A 24,507-nucleotide genomic window follows, 5' to 3' on the forward strand; every position below is an offset into this window, starting at 1 on the left:
CCGGAGCGCCAAACCCTTCGTCTGGACCAAGCCGGCTACCGACATCCTCGCCGCCGTCAGCCGATCCCCTGAACCATCTGTCTGAGTCAGTGCACTAGCGTGGCAAGGATCGAACTGCGCTCATCGGTGCGACGAACCTCAGTAGCCTCACCTTGAATGAACCAGCGGCATCCGAGCTTATCGAACACAACGGCGCTCTCGATCTCCTCGATATCACGGCCGCGGCCGTAGAGCGTGGCACCGTTGCCGTCACGGTCGAGGATCAGCGCGGTGTCAGCCGCACCGGACAGGCCGAGAGTTCCCGACACCTTCTCAAAGGGGTCGCTCTCGGTTCCAGACTTGCGGGTGTGGTGCACCACGACGATGGCGACGCGGTACTTGCCGGCGAGTCCCTGTAGCCCCTTGATGGCGTTGTAATCGGCCTCATAAAGGGACTCGCTTGATCCGCGTGTCTGTTTGAACATGGCCAACACATCGACGATGATGAGGCGCGGATTGTCCTTGCTGTTGATCCACTGCTCAATCTGTTCGAGGCCTCCGTCGTTGGCGCGGGGCCACTCGGTCTGGTACTCGAACGCAGTCGGCCAATCCGGGTTGAATGGACCGATCATCTTGTCGATCCGGCGCTGCAGCCGGCGCTCGTTGTCCTCCAAAGCCAGGTACAGCACGTCGCCCTGTTCACAGACGATGCCGCCGAGACAGTCGCCGCCGCGTGCCACGGCAAGTCCGGCTTCGAGGACGAGCCAGGATTTGCCGAGCTTGGGCCGACCGGCGAGCAAAGTGCAGCCTTCGGCGATGTAGCCAGGCACCACGTAGCGGATCGGGGGGAACACCATTTTCCGCAGATCGGCCGCTGTGCGGGCAATCACTGGCTTCGGCGGAACGAAGCTCGTGATCTCATAGCCGTCAGACATGGCTCACCTCCCGCACGACATCATTGAGGTCGTTGCCGAGTGTCTTCGACTTGACCAAGAACACTTCGCGGCCGGCGCGATGCCAGCGGTCAGCGCAGAGTTCGGATGCGCCACGACCTGCTGGATCGTCGTCGACAGCGATCCAGAGGCATTCGATGCCGGGCAGAACTGGAAAGCTGGTGATCCCGCCCGCGTTCAGGACGGACCAGACGGGAGAGGCACCGAACTCCGGCAGGCGGCGCAGCGAGAGGGTCGTCTCGATACCCTCGCCGATCCCGAGGCAGGTGGTCACCTCTTCGTCCGGCGTGACTTTTACGGCGCCGCCGCGAATGCTCCCGAGGGCGAGCCGATCCTTGCCGTTGACCTCAGCCTTCCGACCGTCACTCATCAAAGCTGAGCGATGGATCGCCTGCGGCTGGTTGGTGACGACGTTCCGGACCAGGGCGACCATGGCCGGGGTACGAATACCCGCGAAGGGACAACTCGGATGAAACCGCAGAACCGCGTGCACATCGTCAACGAGGTCGAGGCCGCGATGGGCGAGGTAGTGGGCGACGGGCGACTCGGCCGCCTCACGAGCCTCGCGCCAGATCCGCAGGGCCGGCGCCGTGCGGTCCGAGCCAGAAGGAGGGGGCGGTGAATACCCACCCCCTTCGCTCGAAGGCGCAATTTGCGCCTTGGCTATCTTGAAAGGGTGCCCAACTTGGACACCCATGCCGAGCCGGTCCCGCACATGATCCCGACAGACGCCGAAGTCGTCACCGGCATGGCTGTGCAGGGTGAACCCGCCCGGCGCCGAGGCGTCGAACAGGACAGAGAGGGAGCGGTCCCGGCGGCTGTGGTTCGGACCGGGGCAGACGATGCCCCGGCCGACCACCTCGCCACCGAGCGCGCGCGCTGCGGAGCGGAGGTCCATCATCGCGCCGCCCTCCGGGAGTCCGAAGAGGCGAACGCCAGTTCCGCGATCACTGCGGCAAGGGAGGGACTGCATTTCAGGCGCGCGGTGACCCGGCGCGCTTGAAGGTCGGTGTGGTGTGGGCTATCTCTGAGATCGTCAGCCGCCAAGCAGACATTTCCCAGAGCCCTCGGCGTACCAGCGCCGGGGGTTCTAACGTTGTAGGCCACGTTATGCGGCCTCTTTCTTCGAGGCTTGCCGGATTTCAAAGGCCTGCAGATCGGCCAGCCGCCAGTAGCGGCGACCGTTAATCCGAATTGGCTGCGGGAAGCTGAGGCCAGCGTCCTTCAGCCACCGAAAGATTGTCATGTCGCTGACCTGATACCGAGCCAAAACCTGGGCTGTCGGCAGCATGTTTTCAGGGGATCGTTGGATACGAGGGTTCATCGCGCCGCTCCTTTGAGGAACACGCTGTCTATTGATGCCAGATGTTGGGCTATGTCTCCGGGAGAACCGGGAGATGTCCGGGAGAATTACCCTCGCGCGACCTGCCGCTCAAATTCCTGGAGCGCTTCCGAAACGAACTTCTGGATATCCCGCTCGTCCGGCGCTCGCCCACGCTCGTCTGCAAACCAGCGCTGCACAACACGTGTTAGCTCAGCGTTCGACTGCATACCGTTGTTATACAAGTGCCCCGCCAACGCTCCGGCAGCAGCAGCCCAGTCATGCGTAGGAGCCCGCCCAGCGCGCAATGCTTTGGTGGCAACCGGCTTTGCTGATGCCTCTCCCTCCCGAACAACATCCATTTCCGGAAGGATCCCGGGCCAAAGACTGATTAAATCGCTCCGGCTAAATTCAACCCGGTGAAAATCACCGAAATGCGTATAATCTGGAGGGTCAGAAAACTGACCAATTTTCGTGATTTTAAACTCTATGCGCCCTTCATTCCAGATAATAAACTCCCTCTTTACGCCTCTATCTGCACTAAGATGAGTTTCTGGATAGTGCTTATCCCCCAAATAATACATTCCACGAGCTTTCAGCTTTTTCTCGCGAAAGGCATTGTACAGCATCAGTTCCGCTGTCTTCTCGCTTGCGAAAAACACAGCTGCAGCCTTGTGAGCCAACGGCAGCGCAATCCATTCGCTGCGCTCACTCATCGGCCTTTCCCTCCCTCAGCTTATCAATATGCGTTGCCCAAGCTTCGAGCGCCGCCCGCTTCTCGGCTGCGAAGTGATGCCGCTGGTAGATGCCGGTTACCCCTCCGAACGACCCCGAGGTGTGGTTCAGGACCTTCTCGATCACCGGCACATTAGCCCCGAGCCGCGCCATGCCAGAGGCTGCCGTGCGGCGCAGGTCGTGCAGCACCCACGGCGGCGCATCCGGTACGGCTGCGTCGAGGCGCTTCTTGATCTTGCTGAAGCCTGAGACTGGCGTCTCGCCTGTGGTGGTGAACACCAAGCCTCGGCTGCCCGCGATGCGGCGGACCCCGGTCAACACCGTAACTGCCGCGTCGGAGAGCGGCACGTCGTGCGCGATCCCGTTCTTCGCCCGCTCCTTCGGGATCGTCCAGAGCCGCGCATTGAGGTCAACTTCGCGCCACGTCATCTGTCCGACCTCATCGCGACGCTGGGCCGTAAGCGCCAACAGCTTGATCAGCGCGCCGAACGGCTCGTTGAGCCGGTCGCAAGCCTGCAGGATGGCTCGCAGCTCGACATCAGACAGTACGCGGTCACGGCTCTTCTCCGCCGTCGGCGCCTTCACGTCCGCACAGGGATTGGCGACAATCACGCCGCGCTCGATCAACCAGCCGAACATGCGCCGTACTACCGCGAGGGTGCGGTTAGCCGACACGGGCGCACCGCGGTCGACGATGGCATCCATCAGTTCGACGACATCGCGCTTGGCGATCTCCTGCACCCGGCGAGCACGCCAGAGCGGCAGGACATGGGTCGCGAGCAGACGCTCGCTCTCGCGCCAGGTCTGCTCCTTCGTGTTGGCCTTGGCATAGCGCTCGATGAACAGCTCGGCCGCTGCATCGAAGCGATCCCGCGCCGGCCCGGCCAGTTCTCCAGCCAAGCGCCGCGCCTCGGCCTTATCGGCAGCCGGATCGCGGCCCGACGCAACTGCCACGAGAGTGCGCCGAGCAATCTCACGAGCGCTCGCGAGATCGATGGCTGGGTAGCGCCCGAGCGTGTGCTTCCGGGTGCGTCCGCCAGCGCGGTAGCGAACGGCCCACGATTTCACGCCTGACGACTGGCAGACCAAATAGAGGCCAGGGATCAGCCCGTCCGGGACCTCCGTCCGGACCGGTCCGCCCTTCAAGGCCTCGATCCCTCTGACCGTGAGGGCCTTCGGCATGACCTCGCTCCGAAACCGCTGGCCTTCTGGGGGTATCACCAGGGTAACACCCGAGGCGCGTTTGGCCCTGTTAGGCTCCGTGTTTAACACTAGCCAACACTCCCAAAAATACAAGCTATCACATAGGCTTGCAGACACCGCCCGCTGTGAGGCTGTGTTAGGCTGCGAGATGGTTCTTCGTCAGTTTTGTAAACCGAAGGTCGGGGGTTCGATCCCCTCCGCCGGCACCACGACATTCGATCGCCGAGGCCGGGCCTCGCGCCCGTGGGGCGTGACCGTCGTCCGGCACAGCGCGTCGGCTGAGGCCGCGCCACCGCGCCGATCCCGATGTCGCGACGGGCCGGTCTCGGGTGGGGGTTTCGGCCCAATTCCGTCGGCACCGCCGCCGCGACACATCCGGCGCCGGCCTGTCTCACCGCTCCCGGGTCCGGTCGCGGACCGCTGCTTGACGCTGGGATGCCAGCGTGCCCTCCTGGCCGAAAGACAGAAATTGCCGCGGAGGACGGTCTGCCATGGCGTCGATCCGGAGTTGCGTGCTCTCGGTCGCGATCGGCTTCGCCGCGCTCGCCGGGCCGGCCGTTGCCGAGCCGATCCGCGTCAAGGTCGGCGTCCTCAACGACATGTCCGGCGTCTACGCCGATACCGGCGGCAAGGGCTCCGTCGTCGCCGCGCAGATGGCGGTCGAGGATTTCGCCAAGACCGAGCCGGGCGTGCAGGTCGAGATCGTCTCGGCCGACCACCAGAACAAACCCGATATCGGCGCCGCCGTCGCCCGCCAGTGGTACGACCGCGACGACGTGGACGCGATCCTCGACGTGCCGACCTCCTCGGTGGCGCTGGCGGTGAGCCAGGTCACCCGCGAGAAGAACAAGGTCTTCATCGACTCGGGGGCCGGCACCACGGAGCTGACCGGCAAGCAGTGCTCGCCGAACACGATCCAGTGGACCTACGACACCTACGCCCTGGCGCACGGCACGGCCGGCGCCATACTCAAGCGCGGCGGCGACACGTGGTACTTCCTCACCGCCGACTACGCCTTCGGGCTCTCCCTTCAGAACGAGGCGAAGGCCGTGATCGACACGGGCGGCGGGCGGGTACTGGGCGCCGCGCGGGTCCCGTTCCCCGCCACGGACTTCTCCTCGTTCCTGCTGCAGGCGCAGGCCTCGGGCGCGAAGGTGGTGGGTCTGGCCAACGCGGGCGGCGACACGGTCAACGCGGTCAAGCAGGCGCACGAGTTCGGGCTGACCGACGGCGGCCAGAAGCTCGCCGCCCTGCTGATCTACGCCGTCGACGTCCACGCGATCGGCCTGCAGACCGCGCAGGGCCTGGTGCTGACCGAGTCGTTCTACTGGGATCTCAACCCGGAGACCCGGGCCTTCTCGGAGCGCTTCTACCCGCGCAACGGCAACAGCATGCCGACGATGAACCACGCGGGCGTCTATGCCGGGCTCCTGCACTACCTGAAGGCCGTGGCGGCGACGAAGTCGACGGACCCGCAGAAGACCATGGCCTGGATGAAGGCCAACCCGACCGACGACCCGCTGTTCGGCAAGGGTGTGGTCCGGGCGGACGGGCGCAAGATCCACCCGATGTACCTGTTCGAGGTGAAGGCGCCGTCCGAGTCGAAGGGCCCGTGGGACCTCTACAAGGTGCTGGAGACGATCCCCGCCGAGCAGGCCTTCCGCCCCCTCGCCGAGGGCGGCTGCCCGCTCGTCGCCAAGCCGTAGGGAGGGAGCCGAACGCCATGATGCGCGCGCTCGAAGGGCAGGCCGCCTGGGTGACGGGGGCCGGATCCGGGATCGGGCGGGCGGCCGCCGTGGCGCTGGCGCGGGCCGGCATGCGGGTCGCGCTCACCGGACGGGGTCAGGAGGCCCTCGCGCGCACCGCGGAGATGGTCCGCGCGGCGGGCGGCGAGGCGCTGGTCGCCCCGGCCGACATGGGCGTGGCCGACGACGTGCAGCGCGCCTGGGAGGCGGTTCACGCCGCGTGGCGGCGCTGCGACCTGCTGGTGAACTCGGCGGGCCTCAACGTGCCGCGGCGCGGCTGGAGCGAGATCACGCCGGCCGGGATCGACGCCGTGGTCGGCGTCAATCTCAACGGCCCCTTCTACGCGGCGCGGGCGGTGCTGCCGACCATGCGGGCGCAGCGGAGCGGCCTGATCATCCACGTCTCCTCCTGGGCCGGCCGCTACGTCTCCAAGCTGACGGGACCGGCCTATTCCGCCGCCAAGCACGGGCTCGTGGCGCTCTCGGAGAGCCTGAACCAGGAGGAGTGCGGGCACGGCATCCGGTCCTGCTGCATCTGCCCCGGCGAGGTCGCGACGCCCCTCCTCGACAAGCGGCCAGTCCCGGTCACCGCGGAGGATCGCGGGCGCATGCTCCAGCCGGAGGATCTCGCCGAGACGATCCTGTTCGTCGCCCGCCTGCCGGCCTCCGTCTGCGTCAACGAGATCCTGATCAGCCCGACCTGGAACCGCGGCTATCTCGAGGGCGTGAAGCTCTGAGCGGGGCCGTCGCGGCGCGCTTGGCCGAGGGCGCGGTGCGCTCATCCCGCGTTCAGGCACGGAGGACGAGTGTCGCCACGGCCAAGCTGAACACAAGTATTTCTGAATTGTATCTGAGACTTTATGGATTAAATTCGGCGCAAGCTGAGCTATTTCAAGATTAAAATTGGATGAATGCGGGGTTCAGAACCGATTAAATCCGTCGCGCCTACCAGCGCTGCCGGAAGGCGATGAGACGCGTCTTCGCCGAACCGATGGGGACAACGGTCCGGCGGACCGCCGGGCCCCTCGGGGCCCCATCGCGCACGACCGGGGGGCGCGACCATGTCAGGGACCGAGGACGATCCAGGGATTCCGGGCTCCGCCGGCGCGGCGGACCCGGCCGGACCGGGCGCCGCGGCCGCGTCACGCCCGGTGCCGGTCGGCGGACCCGGCCGGCCGATCGACGACGGCGCGCGGGACCGGATCGGGCGCGGCCTGCGCCTGCACTACGCGGGCGTCCTGGCCCTGCCGATCCCGGACCGGCTCCGGACGCTGCTCGACGAGCTCGCCGCACACTCCGACACGGAGGCCTCGCGATGACCCTGATGCTGCAAGCCGCCCCCGCGGGGAGCGGATCCGGTCCGGCCCCCCGGGGCGCCGACGCGGAGATGCGCGACCTCCTGCTGGGGGCGATCCCGGCGCTGCGGGCCTTCGCGTTCTCGCTGACCTACGACCTCGACCGCTCGGACGACCTCGTGCAGGACACGCTCGTGCGCGCCTGGGTCAACGCCGCAAGCTTCCGCCGCGGGACCAACCTGACCGCGTGGCTGTTCACGATCCTGCGGAACCTGTTCTACTCGGAGCAGCGCAAGCGCAAGCGCGAGGTGGAGGACGCCGACGGCCTCCATGCCGGGCGCCTGACCGCCCTCCCCGAGCAGGAGATCCGGATGGAGATGGCGCAGTTCCAGAGCGCGCTGAACCGGCTGCCGCCGGCCCAGCGCGAGGCGCTGGTCCTGGTCGGCGCCCAGAGCTTCACCTACGAGGAGGCCGCGGCCATCTGCGGCGTCGCGGTGGGCACGATCAAGAGCCGGGTCAGCCGCGCCCGGACCCGCCTGATCGAGGTGCTGGGCATGACCGGCACCGACGACATCGGACCCGACCCGCAGACCCGCGCGGCCCTCGACGGCTCCTGAGGCGCGCGCCGCGGCGAGGACCGCCGCGGCGCCTACTTGATGAGCCTGACGACGTCGCGGAACCGCCTGTGCCGCGCCGTGCCGAGCCACTCGAACGCCACCATCTCGGTCGTGACGATCTCGGCGCCGTGGGCCGCCATCCGGGCGAGCGCGGCCTCCCGGTTCTCGATCCGCCGCGAGCCCACGGCGTCGGCCACCACGGCGACGCGGCGGCCGGACTCGCGCAGCCCGAGAACCGTCTGCAGCACGCAGACATGCGCCTCGCAGCCGCTGACCACGAGGTCGCGATCCGCGGGCAGGCGCTCGAGGAAGCCGGGCGTCCGGGTCGCGCCGAAGCTCATCTTCGCGAAGGCCGTCCCGGGCTCGGGCGCCAGGGCCGGCACGGTCGGCCCGAGGCCGCCGGCATTCTGCTCGGTGACCAGGACCGGGACGTCGAGCAGCTGCGCGGCGGCGAGGAGGCGGCCCGCATTGGCGACGACCCCGTCCCCTTCCGCGATCGTCGGCATCAGCCGGACCTGAACGTCGATGACGAGGAGGAGCGAGCGGGCGGGGTCGATCAGCGGCATCGATGTCTGGTCCCTGCGGACGGGTCGCGTCGGAGACGGAGGAGGCCATCCTGGCCCCATCCGAGCCGTATCCTCGCCCCCATCCGGTCCGGTGGGGACCGCGCCCGCCGGCATGACACGTGCGCGCCCCGACCGCGACCCCGCCCAAGAGCCGCTCCCGATCGTTTTGCGACGGTTGGGAAGGGCGGCAACTCCGGTCCCGGCAGCCGCGCCAGGGCCCCTCTCTCTCGCGGAAGAGGGCACCGGTGCCTCGTTCGGCACGGGCCCGGCGATCACCTCCGTCCCGAACCGACAGGGAACGGCTCTAGCGGAGCGCGATGTCGCCGGGGACGTTCGCGGCCGCGGCGCCGCCGGCGGCCTTCTCGAACCACCGCCGGGCGGCCTCGAAATCCTGCTTCACCCCGCGACCGTTGACGTAGAGGAAACCGAGATTGTTCATCGCCTCCGCGTGGCCGGCGGCGGCCGCCTTCTCGAACCAGCGGCGGGCCGCGGCGGCGTCCGTCTTCACGCCCTGGCCGTTCAGGTAGAGGCTGCCGAGGTTGTTCATCGCGTCCACGTTGCCGCCGGCGACCGCCCGCTCGAACCAGCGGCGGGCCGCGGCGGCGTCCCGCTTCACGCCCTGACCGTTGAGGTGCAGGCTGCCGAGGGCGTTCATCGCGTCAACGTTGCCGGCGGCGGCGGCCTTCCCGAACCAGGACGCGGCCGCGCCGTAATCCTGCCCGACGCCCTGACCGTTGGCGTAGAGTAGGCCGAGATTGTACAGGGCCGACGCGGCGCCGGCGGCCGCCGCCTTCTCGTACCAACTGCGCGCGGTGGCGTAGTCCTGCGTCACGCCCTGGCCGGCATCGTAGAGGCTGCCGAGGTTGTTCATGGCCTCGGCGTTGCCCGCCAGGGCGGCCTTCTCGAACCACGCGGCCGCGGCGGCGTAGTCCTGCTTCACGCCCTGGCCGTTGTAGTACAGGCTGCCGAGGTTGAGCATGGCGTCGACGTCACCGCCGGCGGCCGACTTCTCGAACCAGCGTCCGGCCGTACCGAAATCCTGCTTCACGCCCTGGCCGTTGATGTAGAGGATTCCGAGATTGTACATCGCGGCGGCGCTGCCGCTGACGGCCGTCGTCGTGGAGAGGCTCCCGGCGGTCTCCGCCTGTGCGCCCAGCCCGGACAGGACTGAGAGCGCCAGAGACATGGAGACGATGGATGTCGCGCGCATGGCCGTGAATCCCTGTGCGGGCACGCGAACCGTCATGCCCTGCGCGGAAGCCGATCCCGAGCATCTTCCGCAATGCTGAAGGCGTGTTCCCGAACCTTCTTCGGCCGCTGACAGTCTTCCGGGCGAAAAACCCTTCGGCTAGACTGCACCGGACTGATCCTTGACCTATCCGGGCTCGGCGGGACTTTCTGGACCAAATCGCACATGCGGCCCGCATGGCCGGCCGACATCGCCGGCGCGCGCCACAGGCCGCGACAGGGTTCACGCGCGGCGGGGACCGTGCGGGACCGGCCGGAAGGAGGCGTTGAGGGCTCGGCGGGGCGGGCGACCGGCCCCGGGACACGTCGCTAGTAGGTCGCGAACAGCCGCGCCACCGCCTCGGGCTCCGCCGTGACGGTCAGCGCCAGGGCGAGCAGGATCCGGGCCTTCTGCGGGGTGAGGTTGTCGGCGCTGAGGATGCCCCGGCTGCGCAGCCGGGTGGTGAGCGGGACCACGCCGCTGCCGGCCCGGGTCGACATCACCACCACGATCCCGGCGGCCGCCGCCGCCTCCAGGGCCTCGGCCTCGGCGGGCGGGGTCATGCCCGGCGCGAGACCGGCCGCGACGAGGCCGCGCGCGCCCGCGGTCAGGAAGGCCCGGACCGCGGTGCCGTCGGCGTCGGCGTACCCGTAGGCGACGTCGACCCGCGGCAGCGCCGGCAGGGTCCGGATGTCGAAGGGCGTGCCCGGCGCGTGCGCCCGCTCGGAGCGGCGGTAGTAGCGGACGGACTCGCCGTCGACGTGGCCGAGCACGCCGAAATCCGGGGTCCGGAAGGTCTGGAGCCGGGCCACCGAGGTCTTGGTCACCTCGCGGGCCGCCTGGATCTCGTCGTTGAGCACCACCAGCACGCCGCGCCCGCGGGAGGCGGGCGCCGCGGCCGTGCGCACGGCCGCCACGAGGTTCAGCTTGGCGTCGGTGGAGAGGGCGCTCATCGGCCGCTGCGAGCCGACCAGCACCACCGGCAGATCCACCGTCAGGGTGAGGCTGAGGGCGTAGGCGGTCTCCTCCAGCGTGGCGGTCCCGTGCCCGATGACGATGCCGGCGAGGTCCGGGTGCTCGGACGCGAGGCGCTCGCACAGCCGGACGAGGTCGCGCCACTCGGCGAACCCGATCGCCGGGCTAGGGACCGCCCGGAACGGCACCGGCACCACCGCGGCGACTGTCGCGAGTTCCGGAACCGCGTCCAGGATCGCGCCGGCCTCGAGACGCCGGTCGGTGGCGGTGTAGTCGAGGATGTCGAGGGCATCGCGGCCGAGGGACGAGATCGTCCCGCCCGTGCCGATGAACGCGACCTTGGGCAATCCGGTCCCCGCTCCTGCCGCCATGCCGTCTCTCCCGTGCCTGTCCGGCGCTGTGATGCCGCGTCGCGCGGCCGGGGTCGACCCCGGCCGCGCGCAGGCGGGCGATGCACCGGGCGGGAGGCCCGCCGGGCGCGTCCCCGGCCTCAGCTGCGGAAGTCGAGGAGGAGCGCCGAGACGGCGCCGCTGTTGGCGGTGCCGCTCGCCCCATAGCCGACGCGGCCCGACTGGCCGCTCTGGAGCTGCTGGATGAAGGTGGATAGCAGGTCGTTCGTCGTGCGCGCCGCGTCGGTGGTCGAAGTCGAGGTCGAGGCCGACGCGGAGACCGACGCCCCGCTCCCGGCGCCGCCCGCAGCGTCCGTCGGCGCCGGGCCGGGCGGGGGCCCCGGCGGCGGGCCGTCCGGGCCGGCGACGTCGCCAGTCCCGTCGCCGGTGGCGTCCGCGCTCTGGGTGCTCCGGCCGTGGCTGGCGAACAGGTTCTTCAGCTCCGTGGCTTGGTCGGCGGTGAGGCTGCCGCTGCTGACCTGATCGGCGATCAGGCCGTCGATCCGGTCCTTCATCGAGGACGGGTCGAGCCCGGACCGGCTCGTCGCGCTGGTCGAGGCAGCGCTGGTCGACGACAGGCTCCTATCGATGCTGCTCAGGGCGCCCGCGAGGGCCGTCGCGTCGGTGCTGCTGATCGTGCCGGCCGACAGCGCGCTGCTGATCGTGTCGGATATCCGGGTCTGGGGCGACGCAGGCGGCGACCATCGCTGCGCGGCGAGCTGTGCTGTCGCGGTGGACGAGACGGTACTCATGGGGGGCTCGGGTCACGGATGAGCCGGATTCGCCCGGCGGCGGGTCCGTGTGCAAATTACCCACGCGGTTCTTAAGGCCGCGTTTCCGGGATCGCCCGGATTCCCGTCGCGCTGGCGGACTCGGGGACGGCCCGGAGCCGGGGCGCGACCAGGGATCCCGGTCGCGCCGCTCAGAGGCTCGCGGCCATGCGCAGCGGCGGCGCCTCGGCCGGTCGCGCCGCGGCCTCGGCGTGGCCGTAGAGGCCGCGGTGCTTCGGGTTCGGCGAGAGCCGGTCGGTCAGGCCGATCACCGTCTCGGCGGCGCCGAGCAGGAGCGCGCCCTCCGGGGCGAGCTGCGCCGCGAGCCGCGCCAGGACGTCGGACTTGGTCGGCGCGTCGAAGTAGATCAGCACGTTGCGGCAGTAGATCACGTCGAACTGGCCCAGCGAGGCGAAGCTGTGCAGCAGGTTGAGCTGGCGGTAATCCACCATGCTGCGCAGGCTCTGGGCGATCTGCCACTGCTCGCCGACCTGGGTGAAGTACTTGATCAGCCACTGCACCGGCAGGCCGCGCTGGACCTCGAAATGGCTGTACAGCCCGAGCTTGGCCTTCTCGATCACCTCGGTGGACAGGTCGGTGGCGACGATCTCCACCTGCCAGCCGGCGAGCCGCGGCGCCGCCTCCTGGAGGAGCATGGCCAGGGAGTACGGCTCCTGCCCGGTCGAGGCCGCCGCGCACCAGATCCGCAGCCGGCGGCGGCCGGCATTGCGCGCCAGCACGTCCGGCAGGAGCGTGTCGCGGAACAGGTCGAAGGGGATCCGGTCGCGGAAGAAGAAGGTCTCGTTCGTGGTCATGGCCTCGACCACGGCCCGCTCGATCGTGCTGTTCTGGGCGAGCTTGAGGGCGCCGATCAGGTCGCCGAGGCTGGCGAGGCCGAAGCGGCGGCAGACCGGGGTCAGCCGGCTCTCCACGAGGTAGCGCTTCTCCGGCGTCAGCGCGAGGCCGGAGCGCTGCTTCAGGAAGGTGCGCAGGAATTCGAACTCGAGCTCGGTCATGCCGGCTGCCCCGTGATCAGGGCGCGCAGCGCCGTCGCGAGTTCGGGCAACGGCAGCACGGCCTCGGCGAGCCCGGCCCGCGCGACGCTGCCCGGCATGCCCCAGACCGTGCTGGTGGCCTCGTCCTGGGCGAGGACCGGGCCGCCGGCCTCGGTGAGCGCCCGGGCGCCGTTGGTCCCGTCCGAGCCCATGCCGGTGAGGATCACGGTCGCGGTGGCGGCGCCGAAGACCACCGCCGCGTCCTTGAACAGGACGTCGACCGCGGGGCGGCAGAAATTCACCGGGGGGCCGTCGGTGAGCTTGATGATCGGGCCGCCGGCCCCGCCGGCCAGCCCCATGTGGCGGCCGCCCGGGGCGACGTAGATACGGCCCGGCTCGACCCGCTCCTCGGCCTTGCCCTCCGCCGCCGGGAGCCCGGTGCGGGTGGCCAGGTGCTCGGCGAAGACCGCCGTGAAGATCGGCGGCATGTGCTGGACGATCAGGACCGGCAGGCGCCGCAGGGCGGCCGCGCCGATGCCCTCCAGCATCTCGCCCACGGCCCGCGGGCCGCCCGTGGAGGAGCCGATCAGCAGGGCGCGGGGCTGGGTCCGGTTGCGGACCTTGGGCCGCAGCGTGAAGGGGGTCGCCGGGCGCGCCGCCGCGGCCGGCGCCGGATGCACCGCGGCCGGTGCGGCCGCCGGCGCGGCGTGGTACCCGGGCGCGTGGCCGGCGGGCGCGGCGGCCGGGCGCCGGCCACGTGCGCGGGCGGAGCCGAACACGCGGACGCGCTCGATCAGCTCGACCCGGAACGTGTCCGAGGTGGTGACGCCGCGGCTGCTCTCCGGCTTGGCGATGTAGTCCACCGCGCCGAGGGCGAGGCATTTCAGCGAGATATCGGCGTTGCGCGTCGTCAGCGTCGACATCATCACGACCTGCACGCTCGGGCTCATGGCGAGCATGCGCGGCAGCGCGGTCGTGCCGTCGAGTTCCGGCATCTCGATGTCGAGCAGGACCACGTCCGGGTCGTGCTTGGCCATCAGCTCGAGGGCGATCCGGCCGTTCGAGGCCGTGCCGACGAGCTCGAATCCGGCCTCGCCGATCCAGCGGGCCACGAGGCCGCGCACCACGGCCGAGTCGTCGGCCACGAGCACACGGATCGCCGTGGCCGATGAGGTCGTGCTCTGGGTTGGCGGCGTGCGCAGCGGGGCGACCGCGGGACTCAGGGCCATGATGATTGCCTCGGGTGCAGGGTCGCGGGGCTCGGGCCGCGGGTCAGGGAGCAGGCGATCAGGCCGCGTCGGCGACGAGACCGACCTGTTCGAGCTTGGCCGTCAGGATGTCGCGGTCGAAGGGCTTCATGATGTACTCGTCGGCCCCCGCCCGGAGGGCGCGGGCGATCGCCCCGACGTCGTTCTCGGTGGTGCAGAACAGGACCTTCGGCGCGCCCCCGCCCTCGCTCTGGCGCAGGGCCTGGAGGAACGCGTAGCCGTCCATGTTCGGCATGTTCCAGTCGAGCAGGATGGCGTCGGGCATGCTGGCCGCGCAGGCTTCGAGGGCGGCGCTGCCGTCCTCGGCCTCGCTGACATTCATGCCGAGATCCTCGATGATCCGCCGGGCGACCTTCCGGATCACCGCGGAATCGTCCACCACCAGGCAGGTGGTCTCGTGGGGCGCCTTCATCGACCTCTCCCTCAAGCCGCCTTGGCGCCGGCGGGCGTGAAGCCGAGGAGCGCGTCCACGTCGAGGATCACCAGGAGCCGGCCGTCGAGGCGGTGGACGCAGGTGGCGAGGTCGCGGAAGCGCGGATCCAGGTTGATCGGCACCGCCTCGCGGCTGTCGGCGCCGAGCTTGAGCACCTCGCCGACGCCGTCGACCACCAGCGCGAAGGTCTCGCCGGCCTGCTCCAGGCCGATCGCCATCTTCGGGCTGGCCTTGCTGCCGTCCGCCTCGGCCTCCGCGTCCGGCAGGCCCAGGCGCCGGCGCAGGCTCATGGCCGTCACGACCCGGCCGCGCAGGTTCAGCAGGCCGACGATCTCGGCCGGCGCCAGGGGAACCGGCGTCACGCCCGACGGGACGAAGACGTCGTGGACCCGCTCGATCGCCAGGCCGAACAGCGTCTCGCCGACGAAGACCGTGACGAAGTCGTCGGTGGCGCCGGTCTCGGCGCCGTTGGTGGGGGCGCCGCTGGTGTTGGCATTGGCAGCCTGCATCGGAACTCTCCGGATTCGTTCGTCGCGATCGTCGCGATCGGCCTGGGTCGATCGGCTTGGGTCGATCGGCCTGGGTCGATCGGCTTGGGTCGATCGGCCTGGGTCGATCGGCTTGGAGCGATCGGCCGGGGTCGATCGCCCGGGGCGGGCGGCGCGGCGGCTCAGGCGGCTTTCGACACCGTGGCGGCGCCGATCTCGGCCAGCGCCGAGATCAGGCCGCTGCGGTCGAACTTCGCCACGAGGTCGCTGATCGCCAGCGCCCGCGCCTTCTCCACCGCGTCGGCGCCGATCGCGCCGGTGAGGCCGATCACCGGGAGCCCGGCGAGGCGCGGCTCGGCCCGCCGCATCGCGGCGACGAGGTCGAAGCCGCTGCGACCCGGCATCTCCAGGTCGGTGACCACCACCTCGATCTGCGGATCGGACTGGAGGGTCGACAGGGCCGTCTCGGCGCTCGACGCCGTGACCACCTGGTAGCCCGCGGCCTTCAGCACCGGGCTCAGCATGTCGCGGAAGAAGGCCGAGTCGTCGACCAGAAGGACCGTGGAGATCTGCTCGGGCCGCTTCAGGCCGCGCGCCCAGTCGTCGTAGGCCAGCGGCAGGAAGTGGGCGATGTTGATGATGTCGGTCGCCCGGCCCCGCAGCACCGCCGAGCCGATCAGGTCCGACCGGTCGGCCGCGATCTCGATGTCGAGGCGCTCCTCGACGATGTCGACGATCTCGTCGACCACGAGACCCATGGCGCGCTCGCCGTCGGAGAACACCACCAGGGCCTGCGTCCCCTCCGACTTGATGGTGATCGCCGCGTCGGCCGGGACCAGGGGCATCAGGCGCCCGCGGTACTGGATCAGCGCGCGGCCGCCAAGCCACTCGACCTTGGCGCACTCGATCTCCTCGAGACGGGTGACCAGCGACAGCGGCACCGCCTTGAAGCTGCCCTGGCCGCCCTTGAACACCAAGAGCGTGGTCTTAGTGTCGGCCATCTCGACCGCCTCGTCGGCGTCGGCGTCGATGTGGCCGCCGCTGCCCTGGACGCCCTGCGCCACCTGACGGGCCACGCCGTTCGGATCGACGATCAGCACCACGGCGCCGTCGCCGAGGATCGTGTTGCCGGCAAACATCGGGATGTGCCGCAGCTTCACCGACATCGGCTTCACGACGATCTCCTCCGTGTGGAAGACCTCGTCGACGAGGATGCCGAAGCGCTCGCGCCCGACCTGGGCGACCACCACGAAGCCGGCCTGGTCCGTCTCCGCGCCCGGGCTCGTCTGGCCGAGCAGGCCGGTGAGCGAGACGATCGGCAGCAGCCGCTCGCGCAGGCGCAGCACCGGCGCGCCGTTGATGTGCTCGACCCGCTGCGCCCCGGCATCGACCCGAACCAGCTCCAGCACCGCCACCTGCGGCAGGGCGAAGCGGTGCTCGCCGGCCCGGACGATCAGGGCGGCCACGATCGCCAGCGTCAGCGGGATCTTGATGGTGAAGGTGGTGCCGCGACCCGCCGTGGTGGCGATGTCGATCAGGCCGCCGATGGTCTCGATGTTGGTCTTGACCACGTCCATGCCGACGCCGCGGCCCGAGACCGAGGTCACCGCCGCCGCCGTCGAGAAGCCGGCGTGGAAGATGAACTTGGCGACCTGGGCGTCGGTCATCCGCTCGATATCGGCCTGGGAGGCGAGCCCGCGCTCCGCGGCCTTCTTGCGGATGGCCGCGAGGTTCAGGCCCTTGCCGTCGTCGGCGATCTCGATCGTGATCGTGCCGCCCTCGTGGTAGGCGGCGAGGCGGATCGTTCCGCGGGCGGGCTTGCCCGCCGCCACGCGCTCGGCGGTCGATTCGAGGCCGTGATCCGCCGAGTTGCGGACCATGTGGGTCAGCGGGTCCTTGATGACCTCGAGGACCTGGCGGTCGAGCTCGGTCTCGTTGCCGACCATCACGAGGTCGATCTGCTTGCCGAGTTCGGCCGAGAGGTCGCGCACCACGCGCGGCAGCTTCTGCCACGCGTTGCCGATCGGCTGCATGCGCGTCTTCATGACGCCCTCCTGCAGCTCGGCGGTGACGTGCGACAGGCGCTGCAGCGGGACCTTGTAGCTCGAATCCTCGTGCCGGCGGGCGATCTCGAGGAGCTGGTTGCGGGTCAGCACCAGCTCGGAGACCATCGTCATCAGGTGCTCGAGCGTGTCGACGTTCACCCGGATGGTCTGGTTCTTGGCGGCGGCGGTCGTCTCGCCCTCGGCGCCCTCGACCTTCTCGGCGCGCGCCGGCTCGGACTTCTCGGCCTCGACGGGCTCGGGCTTCTTCTCGGCCTTGGGCGCCGCGCTGACGGCGGGCGCCGGGGCGGGGGCGACGGCGGCCGCAGGGGCGGGGGCGGGGGCGGGGGCGGGCATCGCGGCCACGGGGGCCGGCGGCGGGAGGAAGTCCGATTCGTCCGGACCGGGGGCGGCCAGGAAGGCGGCCTCCAGGTCATCGAGGGAGACCTCGCCGGGCTTCAGCTCGCGGACCACCGGATCGGGCAGGACCGGCTCGGGCGGCGGCGGGGCGGCGGCCTCCGGCTCGGGCGAGCCCTCGGCCATGCGCTCCAGGGCGGAGATGAGGTCGTCGTCCGAGCCCGCGGGCTCCGTGCCGGTGGCCTCCAGATCGGCCAGGATCGCCTTCAGCCGGTCCAGCGTCAGCAGGATCAGGGTGACGGAATCCGACGTGGCGGGCAGCCCGTCGCGGAAGCGACCCATCAAGGTCTCGGCGGCGTGCGCCAGAGCTTCCAGCCGCGGGAGTCCGAGGAACCCGCAGGTTCCCTTGATCGTGTGCACGAGTCGGAAAATGTTCCGCAGAATAGTCTCGTTGTTCGGATCCTGCTCGAATCGAACCAATTCTGCATCGACCGTGTCGAGATGCTCCCCGCTCTCGGTCAGAAACTCGCGAAGCAGGTCGTCCATAGGCGCTACTCGTTACGCGGAGAAGGTCTCGCGCAACCTACTTACTCGCGCGGGGTTAGGGAAGCGTTTCCATCCCGGCCCCGCGCGGCACCTTTTTCAGAGTTTCACGCCAGCGCCGTGTCCGAAGCCTCTCCATCGCGGCCTTCGGGCGCGTCGATCACTGCGGGCGTGGCGGTGATAGTCACTTCATCGCCCTCGATAGCGAAGCGGACATCCATGGCGGCGGCCCGGGCCACGAGGCCCGCGTAGAACGGCAGGATGCCGTGGGCGTCGACGGTGCCGCTCTCGGGGCTGCCGGCCATCAGCTCCTCGACGTGGGGCGGGATGCGGGCGTGCGAGCCCTTGGCCTTCAGCACCAGCGTGGGCGCCTCGCCGTCGCCGGAGACGACGACGTCGATCAGGCCGCCCCGGGGAACCGCCGAGGTGGCGACCATCACGAGATTGAGCAGGAGCTTGACCTTGTTCTTCGGGAACAGCGCCTGCGGGGCGCTCCAGGTCAGCTTGGTCTTGTCGTCGGAGAACATGCCCTTGGCGACGCTCTCGGCGTCGGCGAGGTCGATCGAGGCGCCGGCCGAGCCGGCGGCCCCGAAGGCGATGCGGGCGAATTTCAGCCGCGCCGAGGCCTGACGGGCGCTCTTCCCGATCAGCTCCAGGGCGAAGGTCCGCATCGATTCGTCCTGGTCGTCCTCCAGGACCTCGAGCCCGTTCACGATCGCGCCGACGGGGCTGATCACGTCGTGGCAGACGCGGGAGCAGAGCAGGGCGGCGAGGTCGAGGCCGTCGAGAGTCAGGGTGGGCGAGGTCGGGGAGGACATGGTGCGCTCCGGGCGGGCGGATCTGAGGTGCGGACGTCTGCGGGCCGGGGCCCCGATTGGGGCTGCCGGTTCCCGGCCGCCCGGTTCTCGGTCGCCCGGTCCTCGGCCGCCCCTGCGGCGATCGAGTCGCCCGAAGGGATCCCGCGCGGCCCGCGGGCCGGACCGGGGGCGACGACCGGTCCGCACGGATAGACGCCACGGTCGGCTTTGAAAAGCGTTACCGGATCGGACGGAAGGCCGGGACGGCCCCCGATTCCGGGCCCGCGCGGCCGCGAACGCGTCGCGGCTGCCCGGTCCTGGCCGCATCGTGAACGCGCGGCGGGCGCCGCAAGCCATGCGCGCCGGACCGGACACGGGCGGCCCGGTCGGCTACGATGCCGGCCCCGTCGCGCCAGGGAGGATGCGGCATGAGAGATGAGACCGGTCTCCCGAACAGATCGGCGAAGGGAGCGGCCGCCGAGCCAGCCGAGACGCTGCGCGCGCGCCTGCGCCCCCGGCTCGGGCTCGCCGACCCGGACGCCGCGGGGGCCCGGCTCGCCGAGCTCGCGCCGGCGCTGCCGGCCGGCTTCCTGACACCGCCCTGCCGGGAGCTGCTCCTGGGCCTGGCGGATCATTCCCCCTTCCTGTGGCGGGCGGCCACCCGGTCGCCCGAGCGGCTCGTCGCCCTGCTGGATCAGCCGCCGGACGCGGCGAGCCGGGACATCATCGCGCGGCAGCGCGCCGTCGGCGCCGCCTGTGGGGCGAAGCCCGACCTCGCCGAGGTCGGCCGGCAATTGCGCGCCAACCGGGAGGCCCACGCCCTCCTGGTCGCCCTGGCGGATCTCGGCGGCTGCTGGGACCTCGACGCGGTGACCGGCGCCCTGTCGGCCTTCGCCGACGCCTCGGTGAGCGGGGCGGTCGAGGCGCTTCTCCGGCAGGGGATGGCGGCCGGGCGGTACCGGCCCAGGGATCCGGAGGCGCCGCAGGACGGGTCGGGCCTGATCGTCCTGGGCCTGGGCAAGCTCGGCAGCTGCGAGCTGAACTACTCCAGCGACATCGACCTCGTCGTCTTCTACGAGGCCGAGCCCGCTGCCGCGGCGAGCGGCGGTGATCCGAAGCCCTTCCTCGTCAAGCTGGCGCAGGGGCTGGTGAAGCTCCTGGCCGACCGGACCGCCGACGGCTACGTCCACCGCATCGACTACCGGCTGCGGCCGGATCCCGGCTCGACCGCGGTGGCGCTCTCCACCGGCTTCGCCTTCGACTACTACCAGACGCTCGGCCAGAACTGGGAGCGCGCGGCCTTCATCAAGGCCCGGCCGATCGCCGGCGACATCCCGGCCGGCGAGGCCTTCCTGGCGGAGCTCGCGCCGTTCATCTGGCGCCGGCACTTCGACTTCCCGGCCATCGCCGAGATCCACGCCCTGAAGCACCAGATCCACATGGTCCGCGGCCACGAGACCATCGCGGTCGGCGGCCACGACATCAAGATCGGCCGCGGCGGCATCCGGGAGATCGAGTTCTTCGTCCAGACCCAGCAACTCGTCTTCGGCGGCCGCAAGCCGGCCCTGCGGGGCCGCCGGACCGTGGCGATGCTCGGCGCGCTCGTCGCGGAGGGCTGGATCGACGGGCGGGCCCGGGACGAGCTCTCCGCGGCCTACACGTTCCTGCGCACCCTCGAGCACCGGATCCAGATGATCCGGGACGAGCAGACCCAGCGCCTGCCCACCGGGACCGAGGCGCTGACCGCGCTCGCCCTGTTCGCGGGCTTCCCCGACCTGGCGGCCTTCGAGGCGGCCTTGCTCCACCATGCCGGCCGGGTCCAGGCGCACTACGCCCTGCTGTTCGAGGCGGAGCCGGAGGCCGGCGCCGACGGGGCCGCCCTGGTCTTCGGCGAGAGCGAGCCGGATCCCGAGACCCTGGCGCGGCTCGGCGCCTTCGGGTTCCGGGACCCGCCCCTGGCCTGGGAGACCGTGCAGGGCTGGCATCTTGGGCGCCGCCCGGCCCTGCGGACCGGCCGGGCCCGGGAGATCCTCGCCGAGATGCTCCCGGCGCTGCTGCGCGCGCTCGGCGGGACCGCCGACCCCGACGCGGCGCTCCTCGCCCTCGACCGGGCCTTCGCGCGGATGCCCGCGGTGGCTGAACTCCTCGCCATCCTGCGCTCGCACGAGCGCCTGCGCCTGCTGTTCGCCGACATCCTGGGGACGGCGCCGCGCCTCGCCGACACGGTCGGCCTGAGCCCGCACGTCCTCGACACCGTGCTCGACGCCGACTTCGTTACGCCGACCACGGATCCCGACGAGGTCCGCGCGCAGTACCGTTCGCTCCTGGGCCAGCCGGCGAGCCACGAGGAGAGCCTCGACCGCTGCCGGGACGCCACCCGGCAGATGACCTTCGTTACGGGCGCCCGCCTGCTGTCGGGCATCCTCACCCCGCGCCAGGCCGGGGAGGCCTACGCGGCGATCGCCGAGGCCACGGTGGCGCTGAGCCTGGAGGCGGAGGAGCGCCGATTCGCCCTGGACCACGGCGCGGTGCCGGCGGGGCGCTGCTGCGTCCTGGCGCTCGGCCGCCTCGGATCCCGCCAGCTCAGCGCGGAATCCGACCTCGACCTCGTGTTCCTGTACGATTTCGACCCGGAGAACCGCACCAGCGACGGACGGCGGCCCCTCGACGCCGTGGTGGCCTACAACCGGCTGGCGCAGCGCGTGTTCGCGGCGCTCACCACGGCCACGCGGCGCGGCCGGCTCTACGCGGTCGACCTGCGGCTGCGGCCCTACGGCAGCCACAGCCCGCCCGCCGTGCAGCTCAGCGGCTTCGCGGCCTATCACGGCGGCGAGGCGGAGCTCTGGGAGCACATGGCGCTCGCCCGCGCCCGGGTCGTCGCCGGCGACGCCACCCTGGCGGCCGACGTCACGGCCGCGATCGCCGGGATCCTCCGGCAGCCGCGCGAGACCGCCGCCGTCTGCGCCGAGGCGGGCGCGATGCGGGCCCTGGTCGCGCGGGAGCGGGGCTATGCCGGCCCCTACGACCTGAAGCTCGCCCCCGGCGCGCTGTTCGACCTCGACTTCCTCGCCCAGGCCATCGTGCTGAGCCAGGCGTACGACTGGCCCGGCTGCATCGGCCTCGGCGCGGGGTCGCTCTTCCGCGAGGCGGCGGCGCGCGGCCTCCTGCCCGCGGCGGCGGGCGAGGCCCTGGCCGAGACCTACGGCTTCCTCGACGCCGTCTACCAGTGGCAGCGGCTCGTGATGACCGATCCTGCCGCGGAGCCGTCCGAGACCGCGTCCCGGCAGATCGCCAAGGCGGTGGGCCTCCCGGACGCGCGCGGCCTCGCGGCGGAGCTGCGCCGCCACCGCCGCCGGAGCCAGGCCCTGCTGGCGCGGATCCGGCGGACGGTTCGGATGCCGGCCGCCGCGCGGGAGCTGCCGGAGCGCCGATGAGGCGGCGCTCCGGCCGGTGGCCGTCGACATTCACCCCCCGCTCGGGCATTCAGGGCGGTGTCGGGAGGCATCATGACGGGCGCGGCGACGATCTCGGGACCGGAGCGTGAGCGGATCGCCGCGGCGCTCGCCGAGATGGCCTGCGCGGCGGGGGAGATCCTGCGCCGCTACCACCGGGGCCCCTGCCCCCACGCCCTGAAGCCGGACGGCTCGCCCTCCAGCGCCGCCGACGTCGAGGCCGAGGACCTGATCGTCGAGGCCCTCGCCGGGCGCTTCCCCGGGATCGCGGTCGTGGCCGAGGAGCGCGCCCAGAGCGACGCGACCCGCACCGCCGACCTCTTCTTCCTCGTCGATCCCCTGGACGGCACCCGCGACTTCCTCGCCGGGACGCCGGACTACTCGGTCAACATCGCGCTGGTGTCGGGCGCCCGCCCGGTGGCGGCCGCGCTGGCCGCCCCCGGCCTCGGCCGCGTCTGGTGGGCCGGACCCGCGACCCTGGAGGGCCCCGTGATCGCGGGCCGGCCGGGGGCCGGGCGGCCGGTCCGCGCGCGGGCGGCGCCGGGGACGGGCCTCGTCGCCCTGGGCAGCCGGCGGCACGGCGATCCCGAGACCGCCACCTGCCTGGCGGCGCTGCCAGTGGTGGAGACGCGCCAGGTCGGGTCCGCCCTGAAGTTCGGGCTGATCGCCGCAGGCGAGGCCGACGTCTACGTCCGCTGCGGCCCGACCATGGAATGGGACACGGCCGCGGGCGACCACATCGTCGCGGCGGCGGGCGGCTGCGTGGTGGTGCCGGGCGGCGGCCCGATACGCTACGGCCAGCACGGGCCCGATCACCGCAACGGGCCCTTCGCCGCCGTCGGGGACCCGGCCCTGGCCCCGCGGCTCGTCCTCCCGGCCCGCGCGAGCGGCCGACCGGCGGCGCCGCTCAGCGCGGCGCATCCGTAGGCGGCACGTCGGGCGAGGCGTCGGGCGGGACATCCTGCAGGCGGCGCACGGCCGGCCAGGCCGCCTCCGCCTGCCGGGCCAGGCCGGGCTCCGCCAGGAACCGGGCGCGGCGCCCGGCATCCCGGAACAGGTAGAGGCGCTCGTCGATCACCGCGAAGACCAGGGGATCGGCGTCCACCAAGCGGCCATTCAGGATCCCGGCGGCGTCGTAGCCCCCGAGGCGCGGCGCGTAGGCGGGCGGGTCGTCCCGGAAGGCCGCGCGGTTGGCGCCGCTGGAGAAGCGCCAGACCTGGCCGCCCCAGGACAGCTCGAACCGGGCCAGACCAGCCTGCGGCCCGCCCTCCAGGAAGTAGCTGACCGGGTCGAAGCCGTTGAGCGTCAGCAGCTCGATCCGCGTCCGGGCCGTCAGGCCCTCCTCCGCGGCGGCGCGGCCGGGGGCGACCGCCGGCAGGGCCGCCAGCGCGGCTGACAGCGCGGCTGACAGCCCCACCGCCCGCGCGAGCGTGAGCGCCGCCCGCCGGACGCGCGCGCCCGACCGCCCGGCCATGCGGACTGCGGGGTCAGGACGCGTTAACCACATCTTGCGGATTCCCTCAGAAGCTGGTCCGACTCATCCGCCCGGCGCGGCCTCTGCCGGCCCGGCGGGACAGAGCGGCACAGGTCCATCGCACGAACCGTTAGTCGAACCGGGCGAGGAGGCAACGATGACGGCACGAGACGATCGCGGCACCGACCGCCGCACCATCCTGCGCGCGGGCCTCGGCCTGGCGCTGGGTGCGCCCCTCGGCGGCTCTCTCCTCGGCGCCGCGGGCGCGGCCCGCGCGGCCGGCGAGGATCTCGACACGCCCGAGACCTTCCGTCCCGGCGAGATCGTGGAATCCGGCCACCGGTTCTTCGGCACGGTGTCGCGCGGCCTCGCGCTCACCGTCGAGGAGGCGGGCCGGCGCTGGGGCGAGCCCAACGGCTACATCCTCGGCCAGGAGGGCGGCGGCGCCGTGGTGGCGGGCGTCCGCTACGGCGAGGGCACGCTCTACACCCGCAACGCCGGCAAGCGGCGCATATACTGGCAGGGCCCGTCCCTCGGCTTCGATGTCGGCGGCGACGGCGCCCGCACCATGATGCTGGTCTACAACCTGCCCAACGTGCGCGACCTGTACCGCCGCTTCGCCGGCGTCGACGGCTCCGCCTACTTGGTGGGCGGCTTCGGGATGACCGCGGTGGTCAACGACCGGGTCATCGTCGTGCCGATCCGCAGCGGCGTCGGCGCGCGGCTCGGGATCAATGTCGGCTATCTGAAGTTCACCCGTGAGCCGACGTGGAACCCGTTCTGATCCGGCCTGAGCCGGCCTTGATCCGGGACGGCGTCGCAACGCGTTCTGATTGACCGGCCCCGCGGGATTTCACCCTCGCGGCCAACCTGGGCTAGAGT

23 protein-coding genes are annotated in these 24,507 nt (G+C 71.3%); 7 read left to right on the top strand and 16 right to left on the bottom strand.

Going from position 1 to position 24,507, the window contains the following annotated elements; translation table 11 throughout:
- Window positions 1-86: 86 nt before the first annotated feature.
- The 5 genes from ASG32_RS20245 to ASG32_RS20260 form a co-directional block, all read right to left on the bottom strand.
- On the bottom strand, window positions 87-914 hold the full coding sequence (locus tag ASG32_RS20245; RefSeq protein WP_082557973.1) for an AAA family ATPase: 828 nt from the start codon (window positions 912-914) through the stop codon (window positions 87-89).
- Window positions 907-1,833 (bottom strand): toprim domain-containing protein, encoded by a 927-nt coding sequence (locus tag ASG32_RS20250; RefSeq protein ID WP_056529967.1) that lies wholly within the window; start codon window positions 1,831-1,833, stop codon window positions 907-909. Before ASG32_RS20250 ends, ASG32_RS20245 begins: the two co-directional genes overlap by 8 nt.
- A 207-nt stretch (window positions 1,834-2,040) precedes the next feature.
- Entirely contained in the window at window positions 2,041-2,256 is a 216-nt protein-coding gene (locus ASG32_RS20255) for a DNA-binding protein (protein WP_157862026.1), read from the bottom strand.
- Between the two features lie 86 nt (window positions 2,257-2,342).
- On the bottom strand, window positions 2,343-2,969 hold the full coding sequence (locus ASG32_RS34025; protein ID WP_157862027.1) for a hypothetical protein: 627 nt from the start codon (window positions 2,967-2,969) through the stop codon (window positions 2,343-2,345).
- Window positions 2,962-4,170, bottom strand: a complete 1,209-nt coding sequence (locus ASG32_RS20260; RefSeq protein WP_056529973.1) for a site-specific integrase — start codon at window positions 4,168-4,170, stop codon at window positions 2,962-2,964. The genes ASG32_RS34025 and ASG32_RS20260 overlap by 8 nt, the downstream gene beginning before the upstream one ends.
- A gap of 512 nt (window positions 4,171-4,682) precedes the next feature.
- On the opposite strand from ASG32_RS20260, the gene ASG32_RS20270 reads away from it, so the two are divergent.
- The 4 genes from ASG32_RS20270 (at window position 4,683) to ASG32_RS20285 (ending at window position 7,848) form a co-directional block, all read left to right on the top strand.
- Window positions 4,683-5,897, top strand: a complete 1,215-nt coding sequence (locus ASG32_RS20270) for an ABC transporter substrate-binding protein (RefSeq protein ID WP_056529976.1) — start codon at window positions 4,683-4,685, stop codon at window positions 5,895-5,897.
- Window positions 5,898-5,914: 17 nt separating this feature from the next.
- Window positions 5,915-6,673 (top strand): SDR family oxidoreductase, encoded by a 759-nt coding sequence (locus tag ASG32_RS20275; RefSeq protein WP_056529981.1) that lies wholly within the window; start codon window positions 5,915-5,917, stop codon window positions 6,671-6,673.
- A gap of 324 nt (window positions 6,674-6,997) precedes the next feature.
- The gene (locus ASG32_RS20280; RefSeq protein ID WP_042671734.1) at window positions 6,998-7,255 is read left to right on the top strand and encodes a NepR family anti-sigma factor; all 258 of its coding nucleotides are present in this window, start codon (window positions 6,998-7,000) and stop codon (window positions 7,253-7,255) included.
- Window positions 7,252-7,848, top strand: a complete 597-nt coding sequence (locus ASG32_RS20285; RefSeq protein WP_020094385.1) for a sigma-70 family RNA polymerase sigma factor — start codon at window positions 7,252-7,254, stop codon at window positions 7,846-7,848. The genes ASG32_RS20280 and ASG32_RS20285 overlap by 4 nt, the downstream gene beginning before the upstream one ends.
- Before the next feature lie 32 nt (window positions 7,849-7,880).
- Here ASG32_RS20285 and ASG32_RS20290 read toward each other — a convergent pair whose 3' ends face one another.
- The 10 genes from ASG32_RS20290 to ASG32_RS20335 form a co-directional block, all read right to left on the bottom strand.
- Entirely contained in the window at window positions 7,881-8,414 is a 534-nt protein-coding gene (locus ASG32_RS20290; protein ID WP_056529984.1) for an isochorismatase family protein, read from the bottom strand.
- A gap of 304 nt (window positions 8,415-8,718) precedes the next feature.
- Window positions 8,719-9,624 (bottom strand): SEL1-like repeat protein, encoded by a 906-nt coding sequence (locus tag ASG32_RS20295; protein WP_056529987.1) that lies wholly within the window; start codon window positions 9,622-9,624, stop codon window positions 8,719-8,721.
- A gap of 347 nt (window positions 9,625-9,971) precedes the next feature.
- Complete coding sequence (locus tag ASG32_RS20300; RefSeq protein ID WP_056529990.1) at window positions 9,972-10,988, bottom strand: asparaginase; 1,017 nt, start codon at window positions 10,986-10,988, stop codon at window positions 9,972-9,974.
- A gap of 119 nt (window positions 10,989-11,107) precedes the next feature.
- Window positions 11,108-11,758, bottom strand: coding sequence for a hypothetical protein (locus ASG32_RS20305; protein ID WP_056529994.1), 651 nt, complete (start codon window positions 11,756-11,758; stop codon window positions 11,108-11,110).
- A gap of 170 nt (window positions 11,759-11,928) precedes the next feature.
- Window positions 11,929-12,792, bottom strand: coding sequence for a protein-glutamate O-methyltransferase CheR (locus ASG32_RS20310; protein ID WP_020094379.1), 864 nt, complete (start codon window positions 12,790-12,792; stop codon window positions 11,929-11,931).
- Window positions 12,789-14,000: a chemotaxis-specific protein-glutamate methyltransferase CheB gene (gene cheB, locus ASG32_RS20315; protein WP_020094378.1), complete on the bottom strand. Its 1,212-nt coding sequence runs from the start codon at window positions 13,998-14,000 to the stop codon at window positions 12,789-12,791. The genes ASG32_RS20310 and cheB overlap by 4 nt, the downstream gene beginning before the upstream one ends.
- 58 nt (window positions 14,001-14,058) lie before the next feature.
- Window positions 14,059-14,451 carry a response regulator gene (locus ASG32_RS20320; protein ID WP_012320961.1) on the bottom strand — a complete coding sequence of 131 codons (393 nt, stop codon included), beginning with the start codon at window positions 14,449-14,451 and terminating at the stop codon, window positions 14,059-14,061.
- A gap of 11 nt (window positions 14,452-14,462) precedes the next feature.
- Complete coding sequence (locus ASG32_RS20325) at window positions 14,463-14,981, bottom strand: chemotaxis protein CheW (RefSeq protein ID WP_056529997.1); 519 nt, start codon at window positions 14,979-14,981, stop codon at window positions 14,463-14,465.
- 161 nt (window positions 14,982-15,142) lie between these two features.
- Complete coding sequence (locus ASG32_RS20330) at window positions 15,143-17,905, bottom strand: hybrid sensor histidine kinase/response regulator (protein ID WP_056530000.1); 2,763 nt, start codon at window positions 17,903-17,905, stop codon at window positions 15,143-15,145.
- Between the two features lie 104 nt (window positions 17,906-18,009).
- Complete coding sequence (locus ASG32_RS20335) at window positions 18,010-18,720, bottom strand: histidine phosphotransferase family protein (protein ID WP_056530003.1); 711 nt, start codon at window positions 18,718-18,720, stop codon at window positions 18,010-18,012.
- A 407-nt stretch (window positions 18,721-19,127) separates the two neighbouring features.
- Between ASG32_RS20335 and ASG32_RS20340 the strand changes: the two genes are divergently transcribed.
- The gene (locus ASG32_RS20340; RefSeq protein WP_082557975.1) at window positions 19,128-22,133 is read left to right on the top strand and encodes a bifunctional [glutamine synthetase] adenylyltransferase/[glutamine synthetase]-adenylyl-L-tyrosine phosphorylase; all 3,006 of its coding nucleotides are present in this window, start codon (window positions 19,128-19,130) and stop codon (window positions 22,131-22,133) included.
- Window positions 22,134-22,205: 72 nt separating this feature from the next.
- Window positions 22,206-23,078, top strand: a complete 873-nt coding sequence (locus ASG32_RS20345) for a 3'(2'),5'-bisphosphate nucleotidase CysQ (protein ID WP_056530008.1) — start codon at window positions 22,206-22,208, stop codon at window positions 23,076-23,078.
- On the opposite strand, the gene ASG32_RS20350 is transcribed toward ASG32_RS20345, so the two are convergent.
- Window positions 23,059-23,625 carry a YHS domain-containing (seleno)protein gene (locus tag ASG32_RS20350; RefSeq protein ID WP_107351978.1) on the bottom strand — a complete coding sequence of 189 codons (567 nt, stop codon included), beginning with the start codon at window positions 23,623-23,625 and terminating at the stop codon, window positions 23,059-23,061. The genes ASG32_RS20345 and ASG32_RS20350 overlap by 20 nt on opposite strands.
- A 157-nt stretch (window positions 23,626-23,782) precedes the next feature.
- On the opposite strand from ASG32_RS20350, the gene ASG32_RS20355 reads away from it, so the two are divergent.
- Window positions 23,783-24,409, top strand: coding sequence for a DUF1134 domain-containing protein (locus tag ASG32_RS20355; RefSeq protein ID WP_056530015.1), 627 nt, complete (start codon window positions 23,783-23,785; stop codon window positions 24,407-24,409).
- The last annotated feature ends 98 nt before the right edge of the window (window positions 24,410-24,507 follow it).

The sequence above is a fragment of the Methylobacterium sp. Leaf361 genome (assembly GCF_001424445.1).
In the GTDB taxonomy this organism is placed as follows: Bacteria; Pseudomonadota; Alphaproteobacteria; order Rhizobiales; family Beijerinckiaceae; genus Methylobacterium.

Coding starts and splice junctions, on each gene's coding strand:
- ASG32_RS20355 (WP_056530015.1), top strand. CDS start 23,783: ATGACGGCACGAGACGATCGCGGCACCGACCGCCGCACCATCCTGCGC.
- ASG32_RS20350 (WP_107351978.1), bottom strand. CDS start 23,625: ATGGCCGGGCGGTCGGGCGCGCGCGTCCGGCGGGCGGCGCTCACGCTC.
- ASG32_RS20275 (WP_056529981.1), top strand. CDS start 5,915: ATGATGCGCGCGCTCGAAGGGCAGGCCGCCTGGGTGACGGGGGCCGGA.
- ASG32_RS20285 (WP_020094385.1), top strand. CDS start 7,252: ATGACCCTGATGCTGCAAGCCGCCCCCGCGGGGAGCGGATCCGGTCCG.
- ASG32_RS20255 (WP_157862026.1), bottom strand. CDS start 2,256: ATGAACCCTCGTATCCAACGATCCCCTGAAAACATGCTGCCGACAGCC.
- ASG32_RS20310 (WP_020094379.1), bottom strand. CDS start 12,792: ATGACCGAGCTCGAGTTCGAATTCCTGCGCACCTTCCTGAAGCAGCGC.
- cheB (WP_020094378.1), bottom strand. CDS start 14,000: ATGGCCCTGAGTCCCGCGGTCGCCCCGCTGCGCACGCCGCCAACCCAG.
- ASG32_RS20325 (WP_056529997.1), bottom strand. CDS start 14,981: ATGCAGGCTGCCAATGCCAACACCAGCGGCGCCCCCACCAACGGCGCC.
- ASG32_RS20250 (WP_056529967.1), bottom strand. CDS start 1,833: ATGATGGACCTCCGCTCCGCAGCGCGCGCGCTCGGTGGCGAGGTGGTC.
- ASG32_RS20270 (WP_056529976.1), top strand. CDS start 4,683: ATGGCGTCGATCCGGAGTTGCGTGCTCTCGGTCGCGATCGGCTTCGCC.
- ASG32_RS20320 (WP_012320961.1), bottom strand. CDS start 14,451: ATGAAGGCGCCCCACGAGACCACCTGCCTGGTGGTGGACGATTCCGCG.
- ASG32_RS20335 (WP_056530003.1), bottom strand. CDS start 18,720: ATGTCCTCCCCGACCTCGCCCACCCTGACTCTCGACGGCCTCGACCTC.
- ASG32_RS20280 (WP_042671734.1), top strand. CDS start 6,998: ATGTCAGGGACCGAGGACGATCCAGGGATTCCGGGCTCCGCCGGCGCG.
- ASG32_RS20290 (WP_056529984.1), bottom strand. CDS start 8,414: ATGCCGCTGATCGACCCCGCCCGCTCGCTCCTCCTCGTCATCGACGTT.
- ASG32_RS20245 (WP_082557973.1), bottom strand. CDS start 914: ATGTCTGACGGCTATGAGATCACGAGCTTCGTTCCGCCGAAGCCAGTG.
- ASG32_RS20345 (WP_056530008.1), top strand. CDS start 22,206: ATGACGGGCGCGGCGACGATCTCGGGACCGGAGCGTGAGCGGATCGCC.
- ASG32_RS34025 (WP_157862027.1), bottom strand. CDS start 2,969: ATGAGTGAGCGCAGCGAATGGATTGCGCTGCCGTTGGCTCACAAGGCT.
- ASG32_RS20330 (WP_056530000.1), bottom strand. CDS start 17,905: ATGGACGACCTGCTTCGCGAGTTTCTGACCGAGAGCGGGGAGCATCTC.
- ASG32_RS20305 (WP_056529994.1), bottom strand. CDS start 11,758: ATGAGTACCGTCTCGTCCACCGCGACAGCACAGCTCGCCGCGCAGCGA.
- ASG32_RS20300 (WP_056529990.1), bottom strand. CDS start 10,988: ATGGCGGCAGGAGCGGGGACCGGATTGCCCAAGGTCGCGTTCATCGGC.
- ASG32_RS20340 (WP_082557975.1), top strand. CDS start 19,128: ATGAGAGATGAGACCGGTCTCCCGAACAGATCGGCGAAGGGAGCGGCC.
- ASG32_RS20260 (WP_056529973.1), bottom strand. CDS start 4,170: ATGCCGAAGGCCCTCACGGTCAGAGGGATCGAGGCCTTGAAGGGCGGA.
- ASG32_RS20295 (WP_056529987.1), bottom strand. CDS start 9,624: ATGCGCGCGACATCCATCGTCTCCATGTCTCTGGCGCTCTCAGTCCTG.